The organism is Candidatus Methylolitoribacter marinus, from assembly GCF_051853155.1.
Classification (GTDB): domain Bacteria; phylum Pseudomonadota; class Gammaproteobacteria; order Burkholderiales; family Methylophilaceae; genus BACL14.
On sequence record NZ_CP124221.1, the window covers coordinates 1,181,222 to 1,203,354 of the forward strand.

At 33.7% G+C, this 22,133-nt stretch carries 24 protein-coding genes and 1 riboswitch; of the genes, 11 read left to right on the forward strand and 13 right to left on the reverse strand.

Annotation, left to right across the window (positions count from 1 at the left end; genetic code table 11):
* The first annotated feature begins 1 nt into the window (after position 1).
* On the forward strand, positions 2-2,023 hold the full coding sequence (locus QFA95_RS06370) for a M3 family metallopeptidase (protein WP_486462687.1): 2,022 nt from the start codon (positions 2-4) through the stop codon (positions 2,021-2,023).
* Positions 2,020-2,790 (forward strand): exodeoxyribonuclease III, encoded by a 771-nt coding sequence (gene xth / locus QFA95_RS06375; protein ID WP_486462688.1) that lies wholly within the window; start codon positions 2,020-2,022, stop codon positions 2,788-2,790. Before QFA95_RS06370 ends, xth begins: the two co-directional genes overlap by 4 nt.
* Here the strand turns inward: xth and QFA95_RS06380 are convergent.
* Genes QFA95_RS06380 through def form a run of 6 tightly spaced genes read right to left on the reverse strand, consistent with a single transcriptional unit; the run spans position 2,774 to position 9,255 of the window.
* Positions 2,774-4,015, reverse strand: a complete 1,242-nt coding sequence (locus tag QFA95_RS06380) for a response regulator (protein WP_486462689.1) — start codon at positions 4,013-4,015, stop codon at positions 2,774-2,776. The genes xth and QFA95_RS06380 overlap by 17 nt on opposite strands.
* Positions 4,012-6,108 carry a sensor histidine kinase gene (locus tag QFA95_RS06385; RefSeq protein WP_486462690.1) on the reverse strand — a complete coding sequence of 699 codons (2,097 nt, stop codon included), beginning with the start codon at positions 6,106-6,108 and terminating at the stop codon, positions 4,012-4,014. Before QFA95_RS06385 ends, QFA95_RS06380 begins: the two co-directional genes overlap by 4 nt.
* Positions 6,105-6,623, reverse strand: a complete 519-nt coding sequence (locus QFA95_RS06390) for a DUF4390 domain-containing protein (RefSeq protein WP_486462691.1) — start codon at positions 6,621-6,623, stop codon at positions 6,105-6,107. The genes QFA95_RS06385 and QFA95_RS06390 overlap by 4 nt, the downstream gene beginning before the upstream one ends.
* The gene (locus tag QFA95_RS06395) at positions 6,589-7,827 is read right to left on the reverse strand and encodes a transcription antitermination factor NusB (RefSeq protein ID WP_486462692.1); all 1,239 of its coding nucleotides are present in this window, start codon (positions 7,825-7,827) and stop codon (positions 6,589-6,591) included. The genes QFA95_RS06390 and QFA95_RS06395 overlap by 35 nt, the downstream gene beginning before the upstream one ends.
* Positions 7,820-8,755, reverse strand: a complete 936-nt coding sequence (gene fmt, locus QFA95_RS06400) for a methionyl-tRNA formyltransferase (protein WP_486462693.1) — start codon at positions 8,753-8,755, stop codon at positions 7,820-7,822. Before fmt ends, QFA95_RS06395 begins: the two co-directional genes overlap by 8 nt.
* Positions 8,755-9,255: a peptide deformylase gene (gene def, locus QFA95_RS06405; RefSeq protein ID WP_486462694.1), complete on the reverse strand. Its 501-nt coding sequence runs from the start codon at positions 9,253-9,255 to the stop codon at positions 8,755-8,757. Before def ends, fmt begins: the two co-directional genes overlap by 1 nt.
* Before the next feature lie 150 nt (positions 9,256-9,405).
* On the opposite strand from def, the gene QFA95_RS06410 reads away from it, so the two are divergent.
* Positions 9,406-9,870: a Smg family protein gene (locus QFA95_RS06410; protein WP_486462695.1), complete on the forward strand. Its 465-nt coding sequence runs from the start codon at positions 9,406-9,408 to the stop codon at positions 9,868-9,870.
* Here the strand turns inward: QFA95_RS06410 and metF are convergent, their stop codons facing one another.
* The 3 genes from metF to metK all read right to left on the reverse strand — a co-directional run bounded on the left by metF (position 9,871) and on the right by metK (position 13,438).
* Positions 9,871-10,701 (reverse strand): methylenetetrahydrofolate reductase [NAD(P)H], encoded by an 831-nt coding sequence (metF, locus tag QFA95_RS06415; protein WP_486462696.1) that lies wholly within the window; start codon positions 10,699-10,701, stop codon positions 9,871-9,873.
* Entirely contained in the window at positions 10,702-12,120 is a 1,419-nt protein-coding gene (gene ahcY / locus QFA95_RS06420) for an adenosylhomocysteinase (protein ID WP_486462697.1), read from the reverse strand. It abuts the gene before it with no gap.
* A 71-nt stretch (positions 12,121-12,191) separates the two neighbouring features.
* Positions 12,192-12,254: riboswitch (S-adenosyl-L-homocysteine riboswitch) on the reverse strand.
* 41 nt (positions 12,255-12,295) lie between these two features.
* Positions 12,296-13,438 carry a methionine adenosyltransferase gene (gene metK / locus QFA95_RS06425; RefSeq protein WP_486462698.1) on the reverse strand — a complete coding sequence of 381 codons (1,143 nt, stop codon included), beginning with the start codon at positions 13,436-13,438 and terminating at the stop codon, positions 12,296-12,298.
* Positions 13,439-13,507: 69 nt separating this feature from the next.
* Here metK and QFA95_RS06430 point away from each other — a divergent pair, with 69 nt between their 5' ends.
* The 5 genes from QFA95_RS06430 to QFA95_RS06450 are packed head-to-tail and all read left to right on the forward strand — an operon-like array spanning position 13,508 to position 16,547.
* Entirely contained in the window at positions 13,508-14,332 is an 825-nt protein-coding gene (locus QFA95_RS06430; protein ID WP_486462699.1) for an LpxL/LpxP family acyltransferase, read from the forward strand.
* Positions 14,329-15,144, forward strand: coding sequence for a diaminopimelate epimerase (dapF, locus tag QFA95_RS06435; protein ID WP_486462700.1), 816 nt, complete (start codon positions 14,329-14,331; stop codon positions 15,142-15,144). The genes QFA95_RS06430 and dapF overlap by 4 nt, the downstream gene beginning before the upstream one ends.
* Positions 15,141-16,028 carry a tyrosine recombinase XerC gene (xerC, locus tag QFA95_RS06440; protein WP_486462701.1) on the forward strand — a complete coding sequence of 296 codons (888 nt, stop codon included), beginning with the start codon at positions 15,141-15,143 and terminating at the stop codon, positions 16,026-16,028. The genes dapF and xerC overlap by 4 nt, the downstream gene beginning before the upstream one ends.
* Positions 16,029-16,059: 31 nt before the next feature.
* Positions 16,060-16,263 (forward strand): hypothetical protein, encoded by a 204-nt coding sequence (locus QFA95_RS06445; protein WP_486462702.1) that lies wholly within the window; start codon positions 16,060-16,062, stop codon positions 16,261-16,263.
* A complete protein-coding gene (locus QFA95_RS06450; RefSeq protein ID WP_486462703.1) occupies positions 16,260-16,547 on the forward strand; it encodes a cell division protein ZapA in 288 nt (95 codons plus the stop codon). The genes QFA95_RS06445 and QFA95_RS06450 overlap by 4 nt, the downstream gene beginning before the upstream one ends.
* Positions 16,548-16,746: 199 nt before the next feature.
* Here the strand turns inward: QFA95_RS06450 and QFA95_RS06455 are convergent, their stop codons facing one another.
* The gene (locus QFA95_RS06455; protein ID WP_486463455.1) at positions 16,747-17,106 is read right to left on the reverse strand and encodes a DUF2237 family protein; all 360 of its coding nucleotides are present in this window, start codon (positions 17,104-17,106) and stop codon (positions 16,747-16,749) included.
* A gap of 41 nt (positions 17,107-17,147) precedes the next feature.
* Here QFA95_RS06455 and QFA95_RS06460 point away from each other — a divergent pair, with 41 nt between their 5' ends.
* Positions 17,148-17,603 (forward strand): EVE domain-containing protein, encoded by a 456-nt coding sequence (locus QFA95_RS06460; protein WP_486462704.1) that lies wholly within the window; start codon positions 17,148-17,150, stop codon positions 17,601-17,603.
* On the opposite strand, the gene QFA95_RS06465 is transcribed toward QFA95_RS06460, so the two are convergent.
* Both QFA95_RS06465 and ilvA read right to left on the reverse strand, forming a co-directional pair.
* On the reverse strand, positions 17,596-18,639 hold the full coding sequence (locus QFA95_RS06465) for a beta-propeller fold lactonase family protein (protein ID WP_486462705.1): 1,044 nt from the start codon (positions 18,637-18,639) through the stop codon (positions 17,596-17,598). The genes QFA95_RS06460 and QFA95_RS06465 overlap by 8 nt on opposite strands.
* Positions 18,640-18,725: 86 nt before the next feature.
* On the reverse strand, positions 18,726-20,249 hold the full coding sequence (gene ilvA, locus QFA95_RS06470) for a threonine ammonia-lyase, biosynthetic (RefSeq protein ID WP_486462706.1): 1,524 nt from the start codon (positions 20,247-20,249) through the stop codon (positions 18,726-18,728).
* 103 nt (positions 20,250-20,352) lie between these two features.
* Between ilvA and rpiA the strand changes: the two genes are divergently transcribed.
* Entirely contained in the window at positions 20,353-21,012 is a 660-nt protein-coding gene (rpiA, locus tag QFA95_RS06475) for a ribose-5-phosphate isomerase RpiA (RefSeq protein ID WP_486463456.1), read from the forward strand.
* A 123-nt stretch (positions 21,013-21,135) separates the two neighbouring features.
* Positions 21,136-21,837, forward strand: coding sequence for a phosphate signaling complex protein PhoU (phoU, locus tag QFA95_RS06480; RefSeq protein ID WP_486462707.1), 702 nt, complete (start codon positions 21,136-21,138; stop codon positions 21,835-21,837).
* Positions 21,838-21,849: 12 nt separating this feature from the next.
* Here the strand turns inward: phoU and QFA95_RS06485 are convergent, their stop codons facing one another.
* Complete coding sequence (locus tag QFA95_RS06485) at positions 21,850-22,122, reverse strand: oxidative damage protection protein (protein WP_486462708.1); 273 nt, start codon at positions 22,120-22,122, stop codon at positions 21,850-21,852.
* Between the last annotated feature and the right edge of the window lie 11 nt (positions 22,123-22,133).

The window sequence follows — 22,133 nt, forward strand, 5'->3', positions numbered from 1 at the left end:
TATGAACAATCCTATTCTTGAACAAATAGACTTACCTATTTTTGAGCACATTAAAGCAGAGCATATCTATCCTGCTATTACAAAAATCATCAATGAAAATAACAGCAAAATAAAAGTTATAGAAAACTATAATGCCTCCAAAATTGACTATGCTTTTGTAGATGAGTTAAGCCAACTAGATTACAAACTCAGTAATGCATGGTCACAGATCGGCCATCTTAATTCGGTGATGAACTCTGATTTATATCGAGGTGAATATAACAAATGTAGAGAATTAATAACAGACTACTATTCAAACTTATCGCAAAATACAAAAATATTTAACTTATATAAAGCATTAAAAGAATCTACTATTTTTAATTCATTAAATGCAATTCAACAAAAAATAATTAATGATGAAATTAAAGACTTCAAACTAGGCGGGGTTGATCTTGATGAAGATAAAAAGACTATATTTAAAGAACTACAATCAAAACTTGCAAAATTATCATCAAAATTTGAAGAAAATGTTTTGGATGAAACTAATAATTTCACATTAAATATAATAGATGATGCTCAGTTAGATGGTATACCTGAAGATATTCTTGAATCTGCAAAAACTTTAGCGAAGGAAAATGGACAAAAAGGTCATACATTTACTCTTCATTTCCCATGTTATGTTCCTGTACTTCAATATGCCAAAAACCGAAACTTAAGAAAACAAATGTATGAAGCCTATGCGAAAAAGGCATCCGAATTTTCTGATAAAAAATTTGATAACACAGCCATCATAAAAGATATTCTTTCTCATCGAGCAAATATTGCAAAGCTATTAGGATTCAATAATTACGCCGAATTAAGCATAGATAGAAAAATGGCTAACAATCCTGAAGAAGTTTGTTCTTTTTTAAGAGACTTGTCTCATAAAGCAAAGCCATACGGATTAAAAGATTTTGAAGAACTTCAAGAAGCTGCAAAAAAAGATGATATTAATGATCTTGAAGCCTGGGATGTAGCATTTTATTCTGAAGCAATTAAACAAGAAAAGTACAGCATCAATGATCAAGAAATAAAACAATTTTTTCCAGAGAATAAAGTTATAAAAGGTTTATTTAACGTAATAAAAAATTTATATGGCATCGATGTAGTTGAGTCAGCTGCTTCGGTATGGCACAAGGATGTGAAATATTACGAATTATGTCAAAACAACAAAGTCATTGGTTCTTTTTATCTTGATCTTTATGCTAGGAAAAATAAACGAGGTGGTGCATGGATGGATGAATGTATCTCAAAAAGTAAATTTAATAAAAATATTGATTATCCAGTGGCCTACCTCACATGTAATTTTGCTTCGCCCATCGGAAAGAATCCAGCATTATTTACTCATGATGAAGTTATTACATTGTTTCATGAGTGTGGTCATGGACTTCACCATCTTCTGACTGAAATTTCTGAGTTTAATGTTTCAGGAATTAAAGGTGTCGAATGGGATGCCGTTGAATTACCAAGTCAATTTATGGAAAATTTTTGCTGGGATTGGAATGTCATCGAAAATATGACACAACATGTTCATACAAAAGAATCCATGCCAAAAGAATTATTTGACAAGCTAATTTTAAGTAAAAACTTTCAATCAGGCATGCAAACTCTTCGACAAGTTGAATTTGCATTATTTGATATGTCAATTCACATGGAAAGTAATCCTGACAATTTACATGTTGTAAGCGTTCTGGAGTCTGTAAGAGATGAGATTGCAGTTGTGCGTCCACCTCATTGGAATCGTTTTCCTCATAGTTTTAGCCATATTTTTGCAGGTGGTTATGCTGCCGGATACTATAGTTATAAGTGGGCAGAAGTCTTATCAGCAGATGTTTTTGAAGAATTTGAAAATAATGGGGTTTTAAATAAAGCAGTTGGATCCAAATTTAGAAAAGAAATTTTAAGTGTTGGAGGGTCTAGATCCGCCAAAGAATCATTTATTAAATTTAAGGGAAGAGAGCCTTCTATCAATGCGTTATTGAGACATAACGGACTAGCAGCATGAAAATTATTTCATGGAATGTTAATTCTCTTAAGATTCGACATGACCAGCTAATCGATATTATTAATAAATACAGTCCTGATGTGATTTCGTTACAGGAAACTAAAACCCAAGATGACAACTTTCCCACCCAGTCTTTTCTCGATCTTGGTTATGAATCTATCTTTACCGGACAAAAAACATTTAATGGGGTAGCAATAATAACAAAGCTTCCATATCAAAATGTTCTCCTAAATATTCCTAATTTTCATGATGAGCAAAAAAGATTTATATCTACCGAGGTTGATTTTAATAAGCAAAAAATTTTAATAATGAATGGATATTTTCCAAACGGTCAATCATTAGATAGTGATAAATTTATTTATAAACAATCATGGATTAATGCACTTTTGGCATTTATTAAAACAAAAAATACTAATTCCTTATTAATGGGTGATTTTAATATCGCTCCTAATGATGTTGATTGTCATGATCCAGACAAATGGACTGGTACTGTTTTGACTAGCGATATTGAAAGAAATTTATTCAAAGAAATTGAAGAATGTAAATTTACGGACAGCTATCGCCATCTAAATAAAATTGAACCAGGATTTACTTGGTGGGACTATAGGATGGCAGCTTTTAGAAGAAATCTGGGATTAAGAATTGACCACATACTAGCATCAAATAACTTAATCAATTTTTTAAAAGACTTCACCATACTTAGTGATTATCGAAAATTAGAAAGGCCTTCAGACCACGCACCTATCATGCTTACTTTGAGTTTTTAAGTCCCAATTGTTTTAGTTTTCTATAAAGGTGTGTTCTTTCAACACCAGATATTTTTGATAAGTCTTTCATGCTAACATTGTTATTTAAATGATGTTTCAGATAAATTTTATCAAATTCATCTCTTGCACTTTTGAGCTCCATGCCATATAAATGGTCAATAGGATCATGCTTTATAATCTCATGTAAATTAATTGGGCTTAATTTGATGGCATTAAGATAATCTTCCTCATCAATGACTTCTCCATGAGTAAATTTTAGGCAATTTCTGATAATCTGATCAAGATATAAAATATCATAACAATTTTTATCTGATCTAATTTTATTTAAAAAAGTAATATCGAACTCTTTATATATTTTATTCGAAACAAAGTTTAAATGATAAGTAAGAATTTCCTTGGCTGCATTAATCAATCTATCTTCATCATTCGGTCCAAACACCTTGAAGTCCAAGATAGAAAAATCTGAAAAATTGATTTTTTGTTTATATTCCTCTGTTAAATCACTATCACTACTAATAACAATTTTTACGTTATATTTTTTTGATTTTGATTCAATGATCTTAAAGATCGATATGGCATTCTCATTGTAATCAGAAAAATTTTCAAAAATTATTAAAGAGTTTTTCTTATCCTCTAAAAAAGAATCACAGTTATCTATTTTTTTTATAAAATTTTGATCAATCTTAAATACTTGTTCCTCATTAGAAAAAAGAAAAGAATATAGGGCATCTTTGCAATTTGTTTTAAAAAAATAATGATTTACCTTATGAGTTAATTTTTTAGATAAATCAAATAAATCCTTATCTTTATTATTTTTGAAATATTCAATAGTCAAGGTATTAAAATCCAATGACTCATTAATTGCATCATTTAAAACCTTTAAAACTCTGTGTAACGAAATTGGCTTTTCGATAAAATCAAAGGCGCCATTTTTGGTTGCTTCAATGGCTGTATCAATTGTTCCATGACCAGACATCATAATAATTGGTTGAGTCAACTTTTGATTATTCTTTAACTCTTTAAGCAAAGTAATTCCGTCACAATCAGGCATCCAGATATCCAATAAAATAATATCTATATTTCTTTCTTGCTTAATTAGCTTTCTTGCATCATTTGCATCTGCTGCTAAAAATGTATCATAACCTTCATCAAGTAATATTTCCGATAAAGACTCTCTGATATCCTTTTCATCATCGATTATAAGAATTGTTGATTTCTTTGTCATAATTGAATACTGAATTGTATTTCTACATTTGCCCCTGATAATTTATTATTTTTAATACTGATTGATCCATCATGCTCATCAATTATTTTTTTCACAACAGCCAATCCTAATCCCGTACCGGTCTTTTTAGTAGTCACATAAGGCTGAAAAATATCAATGTCATCGTTGATACCAGAACCATTATCGATGAAATTAACAATCATAGAACTCTTTGTCTTTCTCAGCCTTATCTCAACTTCACATGTACTATCATCTTTCTTTGCTTCATATGCATTGTTGATAAGATTGACAAACACCTGCCTTATTTTTATTTCATCGCAAATAAAGTTAATTTTTTTTGAGGTAGAAAGTATATTAATTGTAAGATCTTCTTTTTGAAATAAATTAACTAATTCATTTATTAAATCAACAAGATTAATTTCTGTTTTGGTTAATTCTGGTGATCTAGAATATTCAGTAAACTCATTTACCATTTTTTTGATCGCATCAACCTGATTTACTATGGTCTTAGTAATATCACTAAGGATAGCTTGATCTTTTTTCTCTAATTGTTTAGAAAATTTATGATCAATTCTTTCAGCAGATAATTGGATCGGGGTTAATGGATTTTTTATTTCGTGAGCAAGACGCCTCGCCACTTCAGACCATGCCTCATTTCTTTGGGCTGCGGTAATCTCTGAAATATCATCAATAATAATAATTTTATTTTTATTTCTTCCAACATCTTCTTCAGTCAGCTGAATCGATAGTATTCTTCTTTTAAATTTTAATATCAGTGCTTTTTCTTTATAGTTAATTTTGTTTTTATTCACCAATGTAACAATTTCTTCAAACTGACTTCCATGTTCTAAAATTTGGTTAAATCTTTGTCCATTCAGTAATTCTAAATTAAATCCTAAAAGCTTTGAGGCAAGCTTATTTGTAAGCCTTATATTGTTTTTTGGATCAATCACAATGATCCCCGATGACATGTTGTTAATAATACTTTCTAAGAAGTTTCTTGATGATTCAATTCTTTGCCTATTAAGCTCTAGCGTTTTATTCGCAGTTTCTAGCTTGTTTGTCATAATGTTAAAAGACCTTACCAACATACCCATCTCATCTTTTCCTTGTTCTGGTATTTTTTTCTTAAAATTCCCTTTGGCAATACTTTGTGTTGCTTCAGATAAGATTGATAAAGGCATTGTAAATCTTCTACTGAAATAAAGTGCTAAAGATATTGAAAAAAGGATCGCCAAAAAAAGGATAATACTTAATGTTATTTGATAAATGACTTTTAAAGAGTTTCTACTAAATGTTAAAGCTTGATAATCTTCAAAAACTGACTCAACAGATAATGCAGCCTGTGAAATACTTTCGGGTATTTTCTGAGTAAGAATTAAATAAAATTTCTTCTGAATTTTGTCATCAATTAAAAAATAAGGTTGGTAAGTTTTCAGATAAATTATATTTTCTTGAGTAATATCTATCTTCCCATGAAAGCCCGTATTTGCAAGAATTAAATCTTTTTCATCAGGAAAAACTGCATCAATTTCAATATTATCTCTTGATGAAATAGCCAAAATTTGACTTTCATCATCGATTATCATTGCATCATAAATATCAAATTTTTCAGTCAGATCAGAAAGTATGGGATTAAATTCATTAATTCTTGAATTTGATAATGAGTAACTAATGCTCCTTGACTTTAATTCTACGTCTTTTCTTAAAATATCTAATGTCTTTTGACCAATATTTAATCCACTTTCCAACGCGGACTCCACTCTGACATTAAACCAAGACTCTATTGATTTAGTTAAAAAGTTTACTGAGACAAAATAGAGAACCATCAAAGGAACTATGATCATAACGCTGTAGGAAATAACTAACCTTAATGTTAATCTACTTCCAGTTACCTCTTTTTTAACTTCCTTAAATAATCGATAAACCTGTAATGCAATAAATATAAATAATAAAACCACAAATGCTAAATTTATCTTTAGAAGTAATTGAAAAGTCTCACTAGAAATAAAGTCAGAATTAGACAATGATCTTATCAAAATCACTAACAATGCTAAGCTTATTACAAATGCTGAAGTAATCAGGTATCTCATAAATTATGTCTTAATCTTTTTATTATCATCCATGTAGGTTTTTTTAAACTTAATTGTAAGCTTTTTGGAAGATTTTTTTGATCAATCTCCCATGTAATTGTAAGTTCTTTATTTTTTGAATCCTGAAAATTGTCTAAAGTTAAATATCTTGGTTTATTAATAAAACGAATGAGGTCATTAAGTTCTGTATATGAAAATCTTTCATTCTCTTCAAATAAATAATATTTTTTAATTAAAGGATGATATTCGATTTTTATATTTTTAGTTTTTTTGAACAAAACATGATCGAAAAAATATTGATTTTTTCTTTTTAAAATAATCGTTTCTAAAAACTGAATAGATATACCTTTGTCTATTATTTTTTTTAACTCGTTATCTAGCTCATAGTTTAAAAAATATTTTATTTTTGTTGAATCTAATGCTTGATCCTCAATAATAATATTTGCATATGATGTATTAAAAAAAACTAACCAAGCTAAATTAATTTTTAATAAAGACTTTAAAATATAGGCCATCATGATATTGATTGGGGATTAGTTGTGTATTTTGGAATTTAAAAATATTTGGGATAGTCAGATCGTGAATTAAAGCATCTTTATTTTTTGATAAAAAATTTTTTACAACATTGTCATTTTCTTTATTAAAAATGGAACAAGTGACATACATTAATTTGCCACCATTTTTTAAAATTTTCCAGCCCTGTTCAAGTAGCTGAAGTTGTTGATTGCTAAATTTTTCAATATCTTTTTGTTTACGCATTAATTTTATATCAATATTCCTTCTGACTACTCCCGAGCCTGAGCATGGGGCATCTATTAGTATACGATCATATCGTTTATTGCTACCTATTTGATCGATAATATTTGCTTTCAACTGCAATCTGTTCATATTACTTTTAATAAGGTTAATTCTGTCATTTGAAATATCATAGCAGTCTAGATGAATGTTGAATCTCTCAAGCATATGTGTCGCTTTTCCACCAGGTGCAGAGCATAAATCAAGAACATTCATCCCATTTTGTATATCAAGGTAATTTAATGCTAATTGAGCTGCTGGATCTTGAACATAAAAATTACCTCTTTCATAACCGGGCAGTATAGTAATATCTTTTACATTATTTATTTGAATGTACTGATCGCCAAGAATTAATTCATAATCAATATTTGCTTGTTCTAAAAGAGGAATATAGTCACACATAGAGATTTGTCTTTGATTTACTCTTATAACTGTTGTTGCTCTCGAATTACCAATGGCTAAAATCGCTTCATGATCACCAGGGTATTCTCTTACTAGATCTTTAACCCACCATTCTGGATATGAATACTTTATTTTTAGATCGTCTGGCATAACAAATTTATCTTTTTCTCTTAAATAATTTCTAAGAACAGCATTGACCAAATTATAAAAATTATTATTTATTTTTTTTGCAGCCTTAACAGCCTCATTAACAACAGTAAATTCAGTTTTTGACTGGTGGTTTATTTGATAAATTGTATTCAACAAAAGATACTGAATCAGTTGATCCTTGATATCATTTTTCACAAATTTCTTTAGAATGAAATCATTGAGATAGAAATCCCTAACACTGCCGTAAACGACATCTTTAACAAAGTTTTTGTTATTGTCTTCTTTTATAAACTGATTAAATGCCGTGTCAATATTTCTGCCATCACAAACCTCTGATAATATTTTTGCTGCCTGGATTAAATCCTTATACATTAGAAAATTTTTCAGATGGTTTTAATTGATAATTTTTAATAAATTCTTTTCCTGTTAACATTTGACCGCCACTCATCTGGATTGAGTTTATCTTGATATAAAAATCAGCTGTCGCAACTAATAAATCTTCTGAAATACTAATACTCCCTGGCTGATTTTCAATTGATACAATATTACTTAACTCCGCATGAAAAATTTTTACCTCTTTTTGCCTCAAAGAGATTCTTGAGATTGGAAATGGATTTAGTGACATGATTGTATTTACAATATTTTCTGCCTTATTTTCCAAATTCAAATAGGCCTCACTTTTACATATTTTTTTTGCATATGTCACCTCCTCTTCAACTTGTACTTTTGATTCTATATTTTTATCTAATTCTATATTGTTCAGATGCTGCATCATTAAATTGGCACCATCTTTTGCAAGGATTTCGAAATAGTCGGCCGATGTTAATTTAGGATCTCTCTTTATGCTGTTTATTAAATAAATATTTCCTGCATCTAACTTTTCAACGACTTCCATAATAGTGACACCAATCTGTTCATCTCCATGCATTATGGCCCTTTGAATTGGGGCGGCGCCCCTCCACTTTGGAAGAATAGATGCATGAATGTTAAAAGCTTTTTTTGGAAATATATCAATAAAATGCTTTGGTAGGATAAGTCCATAAGCAGCAACAATTAATACATCTGGACTTAATTGCTTAATAGAGTTTGTAAATTCCTCATCGATTTTTTCTGGCTGATAAAAAGATAATTGATTATCTTTTGCATACTTTTTGATGGGGCTTTCTTTTATTTTCATACCCCTCCCTGCTGGCCGGTCAGGTTGAGTCAAAACAGCAATAATTTCCATCTCAGATTCGTTTATTTTCTTTAGGCAAGGAAGTGCAAATTCGGGAGTGCCTGCGTATACTATCTTTAACATTAATTTACTCGACTTAGTTTGCTTATTTTTTTCTTAATTCTTTGCTGCTTTAATTGAGATAAATATTCAACAAAAACTTTGCCGACAAGATGATCCATCTCATGCTGAATACAAACAGACAAGAGGCCATCAGCATCCAAAGTATGTAAATTTCCTTTTAGGTCTTGGTAACTGATTGTGATATTTTCATATCGTTTCACTGTCTCAAAAAAACCTGGAACTGATAGACACCCTTCATCATATTCTTGCTGTCCATCAAATTTTATTAATTTAGGATTAATTAATACCAATAGATCTTTTTTATCATCACTAATATCGATCACAATAATTCTTTGATGAACGTCCACCTGAGTCGCCGCCAATCCAATTCCTTTGGATTCATACATTGTTTCTGCCAAATCTTTCACCAGCCTCTCAGTAGATTCATCAAAAACTTCTACAATCTCAGCAATTTTATGAAGCCTTGGATCAGGGTATTTTAAGATTTCTAATAAAGCCATATTTTTACTTGCATTTTATTCTTAATACTGTAAATTAAAAATTAGTGAATAGTTATAAATCTTATAAGTTTTACTTACAATATTATACTCTTTTAGAGACTCACATTTTTTCACTCTTTAATTCAAATAAATTTTATCCAGGAGAAAGATATGTTTGATTTATTAGTCTACGTATTTGAAAATTACCTTTCATCCCATCATAATGTTTCTGACTTATCAAAGATGACAACTGAATTAGAAGAGGCTGGGTTTGAATATAAAGAGATAGAATTTGCTATTGATTGGTTCGCCACATTAAAAGCTTTATCTGAAAAAATTAATGATAAGAAGATTAACCAATCAGGGCTTAAATCAAGAATTTACTCTAAAAGAGAGTATGAAAAAATTAACAACGAGGGTATTGGTTTTCTCATCTTCCTTGAAAAGGCAACAATTTTATCCCCAGCTGAAAGAGAAATCATTATCGATCGTGCAATGGCTGTTGATCAAACAGATGTCAACCTTGATGAACTAAAATGGATCGTCATGATGACCTTATGGCATTTTGGTCGAGAGAACGAATACTTGTTTGTTGAGGATGCGCTATTCAATCCAAAAAATGGAGCGGTACATTAGTTAATTAGAAATATTCTTTAATACTTTTGTAACAATTCCACACTCATTGAGTGTGTAAAAATGAAACGACTCTACACCAAACTGTTGCAGGGTTTCGCATAATTCCGAAATAAAATCGACCCCAAACTCTCGAAGTGAATCAATATCGTCTCCATAGGACTCTAGTTTATATTTTAACCACCTTGGAATCTCAGCCCCACAAGTTTGAGCAAACCTAGAAAGTTGTTTGATGTTATAAATTGGCATAATTCCTGGAACGATAGGAATATTGATATTCAAGTGCCCGCATTCTTCAATAAACTTAAAATATGAGTCTACGTTAAAAAAGAATTGAGTAATGGCTGAATTAGCCCCTGCATCAACTTTGGTCTTAAAGTTTTTTAAATCATCAATAGAATTAGCTGATTCAGGATGAAATTCGGGATATGCTGCAACATCGATATGGAAATGGTCCCCTGTATTCTTTCTGATAAACTCAACCAGATCACTGGCATAATGAAAATCGCCATATCCTGCGATACCGGATGGATTATCTCCTCTTAGGGCAACTAAACGATCAATACCTTTGTTTTTATAACTAGTAATAAGCTCTAACACTTCATCTTTGGTTGAAGTGATACATGAGATATGAGGTACTGCAGAGTACCCCTGATCTTTTATAGATTCAACAATACCAATTGTTTTATCTTTTGTAGAGCCCCCTGCACCAAATGTAACAGAAAAAAACTCAGGATTAAATTCTGATAAGTTCTTTAATGTCGTCTTTAATTTTTCTTCCCCCTCTTGAGTTCGAGGAGGAAAAAATTCAAAACTAAATGAGCTTGCCTTCATCTAGTACCTGTAGTGGTCAGGTTTAAAAGGGCCATCTACATTGACACCAATATACTTCGCTTGCTCTTCAGTTAACTTGCTGAGTTGAACATTTAGAGTTTTTAATTGCAAGACAGCAACTTTTTCATCCAAATGCTTCGGCAGGGTATACACGTTCACTGGATAATTTTGGGTATTTTTAAATAACTCAATTTGAGCAATCGTCTGATTTGCAAAAGAAGAACTCATCACATAACTAGGGTGGCCTGTTGCGCAACCCAAATTAACCAATCTTCCTTTAGCTAATAGAATTATTTTTTTACCATCAGGGAAAATGACATGGTCCACTTGTGCCTTAATTTCATCCCAAGTGTATTGTTCCAAGCTAGCAACATCAATCTCATTATCAAAATGGCCAATGTTACAAACAATCGCTTCATCCTTCATACGAGACATATGTTCATGATTGATCACATTATAATTTCCAGTCGCGGTGACAAAAATATCAGCATGCTCAGCTGCATAGTCCATCGTCACAACTCGATAACCTTCCATAGCGGCCTGCAATGCACAAATAGGGTCAACTTCAGTTACCCAGACTTGCGCAGACAGAGCCCTTAATGCTTGCGCAGAACCTTTCCCAACATCGCCATAACCAGCAACAACTGCAATTTTTCCTGCGATCATGACATCAGTTGCTCTTTTGATAGCGTCAACCAAAGACTCACGACATCCATATAAATTATCAAATTTTGATTTTGTGACAGCGTCATTAACATTAATTGCTGGGAAGGCTAGCTCACCATTCTTGTGCATTTGATACAGTCTATGTACACCAGTGGTTGTTTCTTCAGTCACACCTTTAATATGCTTGATTCTGTCACTGTACCAAGTTGGATGTTCTGCAAGCTTATTTTTAATTGCTTTAAATAGCGCTGTTTCTTCTTCACTATGAGGATTATCTAAAACAGATTGATCTTGTTCTGCTTTGACTCCCAAGTGAAGTAATAAAGTTGCATCTCCGCCATCATCCAAAATCATGTTTGAATATTCACCATTTGGCCATTCAAAAATTCGATGAGTGAAGTCCCAATAGTCATCCAAATTTTCACCTTTAAACGCAAAGACAGGGGTACCATTTTTAGCAATGGCTGCAGCAGCATGGTCCTGGGTTGAATAAATATTACAGGACGCCCAGCGAACTCTTGCACCGAGTGCTTCTAAGGTTTCAATCAAAACTGCGGTTTGAATCGTCATGTGTAATGAGCCAGTGATTAAAGCGCCCTTCAAAGGCTGAGCTGTTTTATATTCTTCACGAATGGCCATCAGGCCTGGCATTTCTTTTTCGGCAATTGATATTTCCTTACGTCCAAATTCAGCAAGTGAAATATCTGCAACAACATGATCCAATTGGATGTTAGATTCTGTCACGTTATTCATAAATTTATCCTTTAAATTTAAAATTAATAAGTGACCAGCTGGCTTCTTCACCTGAAGCCTTGACTGGCAAGGTTAGGTGAACGCAGTTTAGAATGTCGAGCCTGGGAAAGAATCTCGCAGCGTTCCTCGACATCTGAGATTATACTTGAAATTATTTAAAAAGTTAAGTTGTTGTTTATGTTAATTTTTTATCCGTTTTTTCCCAAGAAAAGGAATCTTCATCGCGACCAAAATGACCGTAGGCAGCAGTTTTTCTGTAAATCGGTCTTAATAAATCTAACATTTGAACAATACCCTTAGGTCTTAAATCAAAATTGTTCTTAATTATTGCAACCATCTCCTCATTAGACACCTTTCCTGTTCCAAAAGTATCTACCATGATCGACGTTGGTTGTGCAACGCCAATAGCATAAGATAATTGCACTAGACATTTTGATGCAAGCCCATTGGCCACGATATTTTTTGCAACATATCTTGCGGCATATGCAGCAGATCGGTCAACTTTTGATGGGTCTTTACCTGAGAAGGCTCCTCCACCATGAGGGGCTGCTCCCCCGTATGTGTCAACAATAATTTTACGACCCGTCAGACCACAGTCGCCTTGAGGACCACCTATGACGAATTTTCCAGTTGGATTAATTAAAAATTTAGTTGCAGTTGTATCAATATCAGCTGGAAGTGTGGGTTTAATTATCTCTTCAATAACTGCTTCATGAATATCTGTTTGAGATACATCAGGATCATGCTGTGTTGATAATACAATTGTATCTATTGCTACAGGTTTATTATTTTGATAATTTAAAGTTACCTGAGATTTTGCATCAGGTCTTAACCACGATAACTTTCCTGATTTTCGCACCTCTGACTGTTTTTTCACTAATTGATGAGATAACCAGATAGGTAATGGCATCAACGAAGCAGTTTCGTCGCAAGCATAACCGAACATCAGCCCCTGATCTCCAGCTCCTTGATCTAAGGGATCATCATTTGCGTGATCAACCCCTTGGGCAATATCAGGTGATTGTTCGTCATAAGCAACTAGAACAGAGCAACCTTTATAGTCAATACCTTTATCCGGATGATCATACCCAATATCTTTCACAACTTCCCTGGCAACCTTAATATAGTCAACACGCGCCTTTGTGGTCACTTCGCCAGCTAATAGAACTAATCCGGTATTCGTTAATGTTTCAGCAGCCACTCTTGCCATTGGATCTTGTTCTAAAATGGCATCTAAAATAGCATCTGAAATTTGATCAGCAACCTTATCAGGATGACCCTCTGAAACGGATTCTGAGGTAAAAAAATAATCGCTCATAGTTTTAATCAATCATGTTTTTTAATAATCGCGCTAGAATACCAGAATTAGAGTTATTATTAAATACTGATGAATATTGTTTTAAAAGTCTTTTTTTCCGTTCCACTGATTGTTATTCATCTTCTCGGTTGTTTTTTGGGTCTCCTGATGTATTTACTGGATGCTAAATTTCGTGAGCGGACTGTAAAACACATTAGCCAAAGTCATGTCGTCTCCGGTAAAGTTGCTACAAAAAATCTGATTGTCTTGAATGCAATGCATATCGGTATGGCACTTATGGAATCATTTAGTATCTGGTTTGCATCCAATTCACGAATCAAAAGGTTGATTAAAAAAACAAAAAATTGGGATCTTATTGAAAAGCTTAAAGCAAACAATAAAGGTATTATTTTTCTAACGCCCCATATTGGCTCCTTTGAAATCACGGCTCAATACTATGGGCTTTTTTCACCCATCAAAGTAATGTATAAGCCAGCCAAGAAAAAATGGATCAATCAACTGATATACGATGGAAGAAACAAAAATCTAGTCACACCTGTAAATATTGAGCTGGGCGGCATGAAACAAATACTTAAGGCACTTAAAAATGGTGAAGCGGTTGGCATACTTCCGGACCAAGTTCCTCCAGAAGGTCATGGCGAGTGGTCTAATTTTTTTAATCAAAAAGTTTACACCATGACATTAGTACAAAAATTACATACACTTACTAAAGCTCCAATTATTTTTGCTATTGGGAGACGACTTAAAATAGGGTCAGGTTTTGAAATTGAATTATATGAATTTAAGGGTTCAGTCACCGTTCAAAAAATTAATGAATACATCGAAAATATCGTGAAAACATCGCCTGAACAATATTTATGGAATTATAGAAGATATAAACTACCCAAATCATGAAAATACCGTTTACCAAAATGCAGGCCATAGGTAATGATTTCATCATTATTAATCAAATCGATCAAAAGTATAACCTTAGTCAATCCCAAATCACAAAATTAGCAAATCGTCATTTTGGTATTGGTTTTGATCAACTATTGATTATTGAAAAAAGTGATGACCCAACCTTTGACTATAGGTACCGAATCTTTAATGCAGATGGATCAGAGGTTGAACATTGTGGAAATGGGGCGCGCTGTTTCTATGAATATATCCAACATCATAAGCTATCCTCAAAAAACCCAATAACAGCTCAAACTCTTAATGGCTCTATTTCACTAGCTCAAGATAATGGCTTGATTTCAGTTGATATGGGAAAATTTTTAATTGGCAACAAAGATGAGTCATCGTTATTTTTTGAAATTTATTTACATAACGACAGTGAAAAAATGCAAGGTATCTGTATTGATGTAGGCAATCCTCATATTGTATTTTTTGTTGATAATGTCAAAGATATTGACGCTATTCGAACTGGGAAGAGTATTCAGGAATCCTCAATTTTTCCTCATAGTGTAAATGTCGGTTTCTGTGAAATTATCAATAGTAACGAAATAGAATTAGTTGTCTATGAGCGTGGCTCAGGGCTAACGCTTGGATGCGGCTCTGGTGCCTGTGCGGCCACAATAGCTGCAATACATCTTAAAAAAGTGGAAAACTCTTTAATCAAAGTTAACATGCCAGGTGGCTCAATATTTACCCAACCCTCTGACAATAACCATGTGTTTTTAAAGGGAGATGCATCCATAGTCTTTGAGGGTGTAATTGACTTATGAGCAATGAATTACTTGATCTATTTTTCAACTATATTAAGTTTGAAAAAAGATTAAGTGAACTCACAATAAAAAATTATCAGCATGATATCAATCGACTGATCAAACTCAATGATAAAAAGCTAACGGAAATTAATTCTGAGGATATTCGTTTATCACTCTCCAAACTCCATGCATCTGGATTAAGTGGTAAATCTTTATCAAGGATTCTATCCTCCTGGAGGGGTTGTTTTTTATTTTTAAATAAATCACAACTGATGAAATATGATCCAACATCTGGAATCAAAGCACCTAAAGCAAAAAAGAAACTGCCTCAAACACTCTCGATAGATCAAGTATTTAACCTCATAAATATTCCACAAACTGGTTTTATTGATACAAGAGATAAGGCGATTTTAGAATTTTTTTATTCTTCAGGACTAAGGCTATCTGAACTGGTGAATATACATATCAGTGATATCGACATGAGTGAACAAACATTAAAGGTTTTAGGTAAAGGAAATAAATTTAGAATTGTTCCTATTGGAAGAAAGGCTATTGAAGCATTGAACTTATGGATTCTTCAAAGGAATAAATTAAATAAGATTCTTGATTCTGGATTGTTGTTTCTTAATCAACATGGAAAAAAATTAACTGCACGGGCAATTCAATACCGATTAAAGTTTTGGGCTCAAAAAAATAATATCCCAGAGAACATCCACCCCCACCTTTTACGCCATAGCTTTGCCAGTCATGTCTTACAATCCAGTCAAGACTTAAGGGCGGTTCAAGAACTTTTAGGGCATTCAAATATTTCTACGACACAAATTTATACACATCTTGATTTTCAACATCTATCTAAAATTTATGATCAAGCTCATCCAAGATCAAAAAAAAAGATAGATTGATCCAAAATCAATAATCACTTATAGTAAAAAAATGAAACAAGACCTAGATATCATCGAACAGAAGCTCAAGACGATAGTAAATCTTTTAAATGATTTACAGCAAGAAAATAAGGTTCTAAAAGATAAAATTAATAATCAAGATGAGACCATAAAGAGTTTAAATTTAAAAATTTATGAAGCTTCTCAAAAATTAGAAAATCTACTTGGACAAATACCTCATGAGGAACTGTTGTGAGTAAAATTGTCGAAATAAACATCTTAGGTCGAGATTTCCAAATTAACTGTCCAGATGGTGAGGAGGAAGCGCTTTTAGAATCAGCGAAATACCTTAATCAAAAAGTGGATCAACTCAAAGATTCCGGAGTGACTGGATTTGACAGACTTCTACTGATGGCCTCCTTAAATATCATTCACGAATCAGCGAATAACAATCCTGAAAATCTAACTCAATTAAAGTTGGTCCAAGAAAAATTGAACAATTTTGATACAATCTTAGACCAAGCTTTGAGTAATTATTAATGAAGTTTGTTTTACTGTTGCTTAGGCTATATATTCTTTGAACTAGTCATTAGCATCGGTTGAAGTTCATCTGGTGTGGTGAGATTGTTACAATTGGGTTACCTTTTAAGGGCTCTTGTTAACAAACCTAAAGCATCATAGACTTTTACCACCTGAACCTTTGGTTCTAGATGCTAGTCTAGGCAACAGTAAAGCAAACTTACCTTAAGCTGTGATACTCCAGATCGGCAATATCGATCAATTCAAGACATTTTTCGTTCGTGGCCTCCAATATGACCGGTGGGGCCATACCTGCTTCTGCAGCCTCTAACCATCGACTTGCACATAAACACCAACGATCACCAGGTTTTAAGCCAGCAAATTGAAATTCTGGGCGTGGGGTAGATAAATCATTACCTAATGCTTTTGAGAAAATTAAAAATTCATCACTTACTTCTGCGCAGACCGTATGATTTCCTTGATCAGAATCACACTGTTCACATAATCCATTTCTTAAAAAACCAGTTTTTGGATTTAGGCTGCACACTTGCAGATTTGTCCCTTTTACATTCTTTTGCATCATCGTTAAAATTACTAATAAATTAATTAGGATTAGTATAAATGAAATATTGGCTCATGAAATCAGAACCCTCGGATTATTCAATTGATGACCTAAAAAGGGACGGCAAAATAGATTGGTATGGCATAAGAAATTATCAAGCACGAAACTTCATGCGAGACGCTATGCAAATTGGAGACCTTGCCTTTTTCTATCACTCGAACTGTAAAGAGCCAGGTATTGTTGGCATCATGAAAGTGTCTAAATTAGCTTATCCTGATAAATTACAGTTTATTAAAGGTCACAAATATCATGACCCGAAATCAGATCCAAATAATCCAAGATGGGTCAATGTGGATGTTGCGTTTGTTAAAAAAATTCCGCTGGTTAGCTTAAATGAATTAAGACAGCATCAACAATTAGAAACATTGAAAATTCTGCAAAGGGGAAACCGTTTATCAATTACCCCTTTAACAGAAGATGAATGGAACTACATCAATCAAATTAATACTATCTGACGTCGTCAAGACTTCCAATTGATTTTGGATAAGTGACCACACCCCATGGAATTCCGGATACTGGAATTGAGCCGGTCACCTCAAGATTATTCGTATCAACGACTATGAGCTCATCAGATCTGCCGCACGCTAAAAGAAGCTCATCGTTATTAGGAGTAAACGTAAAGTGCCAACATCTTTTGCCCTCAAGCGGAATATCCTTAAGCTTTGTAAATCCTTCTGTTTCAAACACTTCAAGGAGTTTAGATTTACTTGATGCAACAAATAATCGATCACCAGATGCATCAAATGCTACTCCGTAAGGATTCTTTCCTGTGTCTACGGTTTGTAAATGATTATAGTCTTGATCTAATACGATCAAATTATCACTATGCTCTAGCGTTGACACAAAGATATTCCCGTTAGGTGACATTTTGATCCCTCTCGGTCTGTCGCCATATGGCTTCACATCAAATGTTTTCAATAATTCCCCTGACTGGAGATCATGAATAGTCACCGTGTTATCTGCTTCATTGGTAACAATGATTTGTGTGCCGTCTTTATTAAATTCAATTCCCTCGGTTTCAGGTCCGCCCTGAATTTCCCTCAATTTTTTTCCGCTCTTTATATCTACCACAGCAATTTGAGCAGGTGTCTTATCGTCGTCGTCGTCTTCGTCTTTAGCTTCATGATCTTTTTGTGCTGGTGGCTTACCAGAAGATGCAGGTTCGGTGGAGACAAAGACTAAATCACCAAACACTCTTATAAATTCTGGATTTTTACCAACCTCAACATGAGACACTAGAGTGCCGCTTTCTCGGTCAATAATGCTTAAATTGGCGTCACCTTTATTGGCTGTGATTAGATACTTTCCATCTTCAGAAATACCTATCCCTCTGGGGCCTGAAGATTGAATATCAATGTTATTGATTACCTCCTTAGATTCAATATCAATGACGGATATGCCTCCCTTTTGAGAAGTAACATATGCCTTTGGAGCCTCAGGAGCTCCACACGACACTAAGGCTAAAAATAAAACAGCTGCTAAATACTTCATTCATTTTCCTAACTTTATTTAAAATTAATCATCAAAATCATTTTCATAGAATAAAAAATAATTTCAATAGGATACATTCCTATATGTTAATCGCCTAAAAAAAGACTGTATCCCGGGTTTTCTGATTCATCCCAATAAGGATAACCTAATTGACTCAAAAACTTTTTAAAAGTTTGTTTTTGTCTGGTCGGGACTTGGATACCTACTAACACTCTAGCCGTATCCGCTCCATGATTTCGGTAATGAAATAAACTAATGTTCCAGCCTTTATTCAAATGACCCAAAAAATTCATCAATGCGCCAGGTTGCTCAGGAAATTCAAAACGATAAATTAATTCATTTTTTGCCTGCGGTGCTCGACCACCCACCAGGTGCCTGAGGTGTAATTTCGCCATTTCATTAGCAGTTAAGTCAATGGCTTCTAATCCAGCGGCGCCTAAGGAATTAATAATTTTTTTTACTTCAGAGGGGTCACTGATGCTGATGCCAGTAAAAATTTGCGCATTTTCCTTACCAGAAAACCGATAATTAAACTCCGTAATATTCCTTTTGCCAATCTTTTCACAAAAACTTTTAAACGCTCCAGGTTTTTCTGGAATAGTGACTGCAATAATGGCTTCCCTTTGCTCACCGATCTCTGCCCGTTCAGAGACAAAACGAAGGCGATCAAAATTCATGTTCGCCCCTGAGGCGATACCAATCATATTTTCATTTGAGACCTTATTTTTGTCTATGTATTGTTTCATCCCGGCTAAAGCTAACGCACCAGCTGGCTCCAGAACAGTGCGTGTATCTTCAAACATATCTTTGATTGCAGCACAGATTGAATCGTTATCAACAACAATCATTTCATCAACAAGTTGTTTACATAATGCAAAGTTATGTTCTCCCACTTGTTTCACAGCAGCACCCTCAGCAAACAAGGCCACTTGTTTCAAATTAATCCTTTTATTCGCTTTTATTGATTTTGTCATTGCCTCAGCTCCCTTTGCTTCGACTCCAATGACCTTGATGTTGGGATCGACCGATTTAATATAAGCGGCAACACCAGACACCAAACCACCTCCACCTACACAGCAAAAAATAGCATGAATTGGTTTATTAAATTGATCAAGAATTTCTTTCCCAATGGTACCTTGACCAGCAATGACATCGAGATCATCATACGGATGCAAAAATGTTAATTTTTCTTTATCTGCTAATTCAAAGGCATGCGCCATGGCGGCAGCAAAGTTATCGCCATGCAATACCACCTCAGCTCCATAACTTTTTACAGCATCAATCTTAATTACGGGAGTAATTTCTGGCATGACAATAACAGCACGACACTTTATTTTTTTTGCACTTAACGCTACCCCTTGCGCATGATTTCCTGCAGATGCTGCAATGACGCCGTTACTGAGATTTTTCTTAGTTAATTTGGAAAACCTATTCATGGCCCCTCGAATTTTAAACGAGTGAATTAGTTGCTGATCTTCTCGTTTCACAAAAATATTATTATTAAATCGTTGAGAAAGCTGATCTAACTTTTGAAGAGGTGTTTTTTTAACCACGTTGTAATTATTGACGCGATCAATGGATTTTTTTAACTGTTTTAGATCTATCTTCATACTACTGTCATTTATCTTTAGTATTTTAGTTCATTCTACAGAGGTGTATCATTGTAATCAAAATTTTTAATATAATCTTTAAAGATACATTGAAGGGAAAATGATGGCGTTAACGCAAGATGAATTAAAGCAACAAGTCGCAAAAGCAGCAGTAGAATATGTTGAATCTGGAATCATAGGTGTAGGAACTGGCTCAACCGCCAACTACTTTATCGATGAACTTGCTAAAGTAAAACACAAAATTGATGGCGCAGTTGCCAGTAGTGAAGCCACAGCTAGCAGATTAAAAGAACATGGCATTCAAGTCTTTGACTTAAATAGTGTTGATGGCATGGAGATTTATGTGGATGGGGCAGATGAGATTACCGAACACATGCACATGTTAAAAGGTGGTGGTGGTGCACTAACAAGAGAGAAAATTGTTGCAGCAAATGCCAAAGACTTTATTTGCATCTGTGATGAATCAAAATATGTGGATGTACTTGGCAAGTTTCCTCTACCTGTTGAAGTGCTCCCAATGGCAAGAAGCTTTGTTGCCAGAGAATTAACTAAACTTGGTGGTAACCCTGTGCTCAGAGATTTTACAACTGACAATGGCAATGTCATTCTTGATGTACATAATCTCGTGATTTCAGATCCGATTGCGATGGAAGCAAAAATTAACCAGATTGTTGGAGTGGTCACCAATGGACTGTTTGCGGCACGACCTGCAAATACACTGTTATTGGCAACCTCAGAGGGTGTCAAAACAATAACAAAATGATTTCATTGACCAACATAAAAAGTAATATGGGATTATGAGGACAAATTAATTATTAAATTATATTGTCTTTTAAGACAAACTATTATATTATTAATATTGTCTTATATTTTTTAAGGAAATATCATGGCAATACATTCATATTCCGCATTTGATCAAGAGCTTGAAAAACTTCGTGCTCAAGTTATCGAGATGGGTGGTATTGTAGAAGAGCAAATCAAGGACGCAGTCTCAACTCTCAAAGATGCTGATTCTAAAAAGATCGACAGAGTCATAGCTCGAGACGAAGAAGTGAATCAACTACAAATGCACATTGATGAATCTTGTGAGCTAGTTTTAGTGAAAAGAACTCCAGTATCATCTGACCTTCGTTTCGTTCTTTGTGTTCAGAAGATAACGACTGACCTTGAACGAATAGGTGATGAGGCAGCAAAAATTGCTCGCGCTGCAAAGAGAATCTTTGAAAGCGATCGAATGGCTAAACCTTCATTGACTGATATCAACTCACTTTATAAGCTTGTATCGGCAATGCTTCATGATGCATTAGATTCTTTTGTCAGAATGGACCCTGAAACGCTTTTGGCATTAATCAAGAGAGATGAAACTGTTGATGAAAAATATCAACTATGCATGAGGCATCAACTGACATTTATGCTTGAAGACCCAAGGAAAATTTCATCAGCTTTAGAAGTGATTTACATTGCCAAAGCTCTTGAAAGAATTGGTGATCATTCCGAAAACATTACGGAACACGTTGTCTATTCTGTCAAAGGTACAGATGTTAGACATTCTTCGCCAAGAGAAATTAGAAAAGAGTTAAGGTCTTAGGTTTATAAGGCCTTATTCTTTAGGAGGGATATACCCTTCAGCCTGATCCGCACCTGAACCGAAAAAATAGTTTTCGGTTTGTTGGGTTAGGTATTTTCTTGCTTCAGGATCAATTAAACTTAAACGGTTTTCGTTTACCAACATGGTTTGGTGCTTTAGCCATTCTGCCCAAGCTTCTTTTGAAACATGTTCAAAAATTTTTTTCCCTAACTCACCTGGGTATGGAGCAAAATCAAGCCCCTCAGCTTCTTTTCCCAATTTAACGCAATTAACAAGTCTTGCCATTTTTTTCTCAC

Bases quoted from the DNA above. Each gene is read 5' to 3' on its own strand.
- QFA95_RS06410 (WP_486462695.1), top strand. From the start codon at position 9,406: ATGTTTGATTTATTAGTCTACGTATTTGAAAATTACCTTTCATCCCAT.
- ahcY (WP_486462697.1), bottom strand. From the start codon at position 12,120: ATGAATAACGTGACAGAATCTAACATCCAATTGGATCATGTTGTTGCA.
- ilvA (WP_486462706.1), bottom strand. From the start codon at position 20,249: ATGAAGATAGATCTAAAACAGTTAAAAAAATCCATTGATCGCGTCAAT.
- fmt (WP_486462693.1), bottom strand. From the start codon at position 8,755: ATGTTAAAGATAGTATACGCAGGCACTCCCGAATTTGCACTTCCTTGC.
- QFA95_RS06445 (WP_486462702.1), top strand. From the start codon at position 16,060: ATGAAACAAGACCTAGATATCATCGAACAGAAGCTCAAGACGATAGTA.
- metF (WP_486462696.1), bottom strand. From the start codon at position 10,701: ATGAAGGCAAGCTCATTTAGTTTTGAATTTTTTCCTCCTCGAACTCAA.
- QFA95_RS06465 (WP_486462705.1), bottom strand. From the start codon at position 18,639: ATGAAGTATTTAGCAGCTGTTTTATTTTTAGCCTTAGTGTCGTGTGGA.
- QFA95_RS06390 (WP_486462691.1), bottom strand. From the start codon at position 6,623: ATGGCCTATATTTTAAAGTCTTTATTAAAAATTAATTTAGCTTGGTTA.
- phoU (WP_486462707.1), top strand. From the start codon at position 21,136: ATGGCAATACATTCATATTCCGCATTTGATCAAGAGCTTGAAAAACTT.
- QFA95_RS06380 (WP_486462689.1), bottom strand. From the start codon at position 4,015: ATGACAAAGAAATCAACAATTCTTATAATCGATGATGAAAAGGATATC.
- QFA95_RS06370 (WP_486462687.1), top strand. From the start codon at position 2: ATGAACAATCCTATTCTTGAACAAATAGACTTACCTATTTTTGAGCAC.
- QFA95_RS06485 (WP_486462708.1), bottom strand. From the start codon at position 22,122: ATGGCAAGACTTGTTAATTGCGTTAAATTGGGAAAAGAAGCTGAGGGG.
- QFA95_RS06395 (WP_486462692.1), bottom strand. From the start codon at position 7,827: ATGTATAAGGATTTAATCCAGGCAGCAAAAATATTATCAGAGGTTTGT.
- metK (WP_486462698.1), bottom strand. From the start codon at position 13,438: ATGAGCGATTATTTTTTTACCTCAGAATCCGTTTCAGAGGGTCATCCT.
- dapF (WP_486462700.1), top strand. From the start codon at position 14,329: ATGAAAATACCGTTTACCAAAATGCAGGCCATAGGTAATGATTTCATC.
- xerC (WP_486462701.1), top strand. From the start codon at position 15,141: ATGAGCAATGAATTACTTGATCTATTTTTCAACTATATTAAGTTTGAA.
- rpiA (WP_486463456.1), top strand. From the start codon at position 20,353: ATGGCGTTAACGCAAGATGAATTAAAGCAACAAGTCGCAAAAGCAGCA.
- def (WP_486462694.1), bottom strand. From the start codon at position 9,255: ATGGCTTTATTAGAAATCTTAAAATACCCTGATCCAAGGCTTCATAAA.
- QFA95_RS06385 (WP_486462690.1), bottom strand. From the start codon at position 6,108: ATGAGATACCTGATTACTTCAGCATTTGTAATAAGCTTAGCATTGTTA.
- QFA95_RS06455 (WP_486463455.1), bottom strand. From the start codon at position 17,106: ATGCAAAAGAATGTAAAAGGGACAAATCTGCAAGTGTGCAGCCTAAAT.
- xth (WP_486462688.1), top strand. From the start codon at position 2,020: ATGAAAATTATTTCATGGAATGTTAATTCTCTTAAGATTCGACATGAC.
- QFA95_RS06430 (WP_486462699.1), top strand. From the start codon at position 13,508: ATGAATATTGTTTTAAAAGTCTTTTTTTCCGTTCCACTGATTGTTATT.
- QFA95_RS06460 (WP_486462704.1), top strand. From the start codon at position 17,148: ATGAAATATTGGCTCATGAAATCAGAACCCTCGGATTATTCAATTGAT.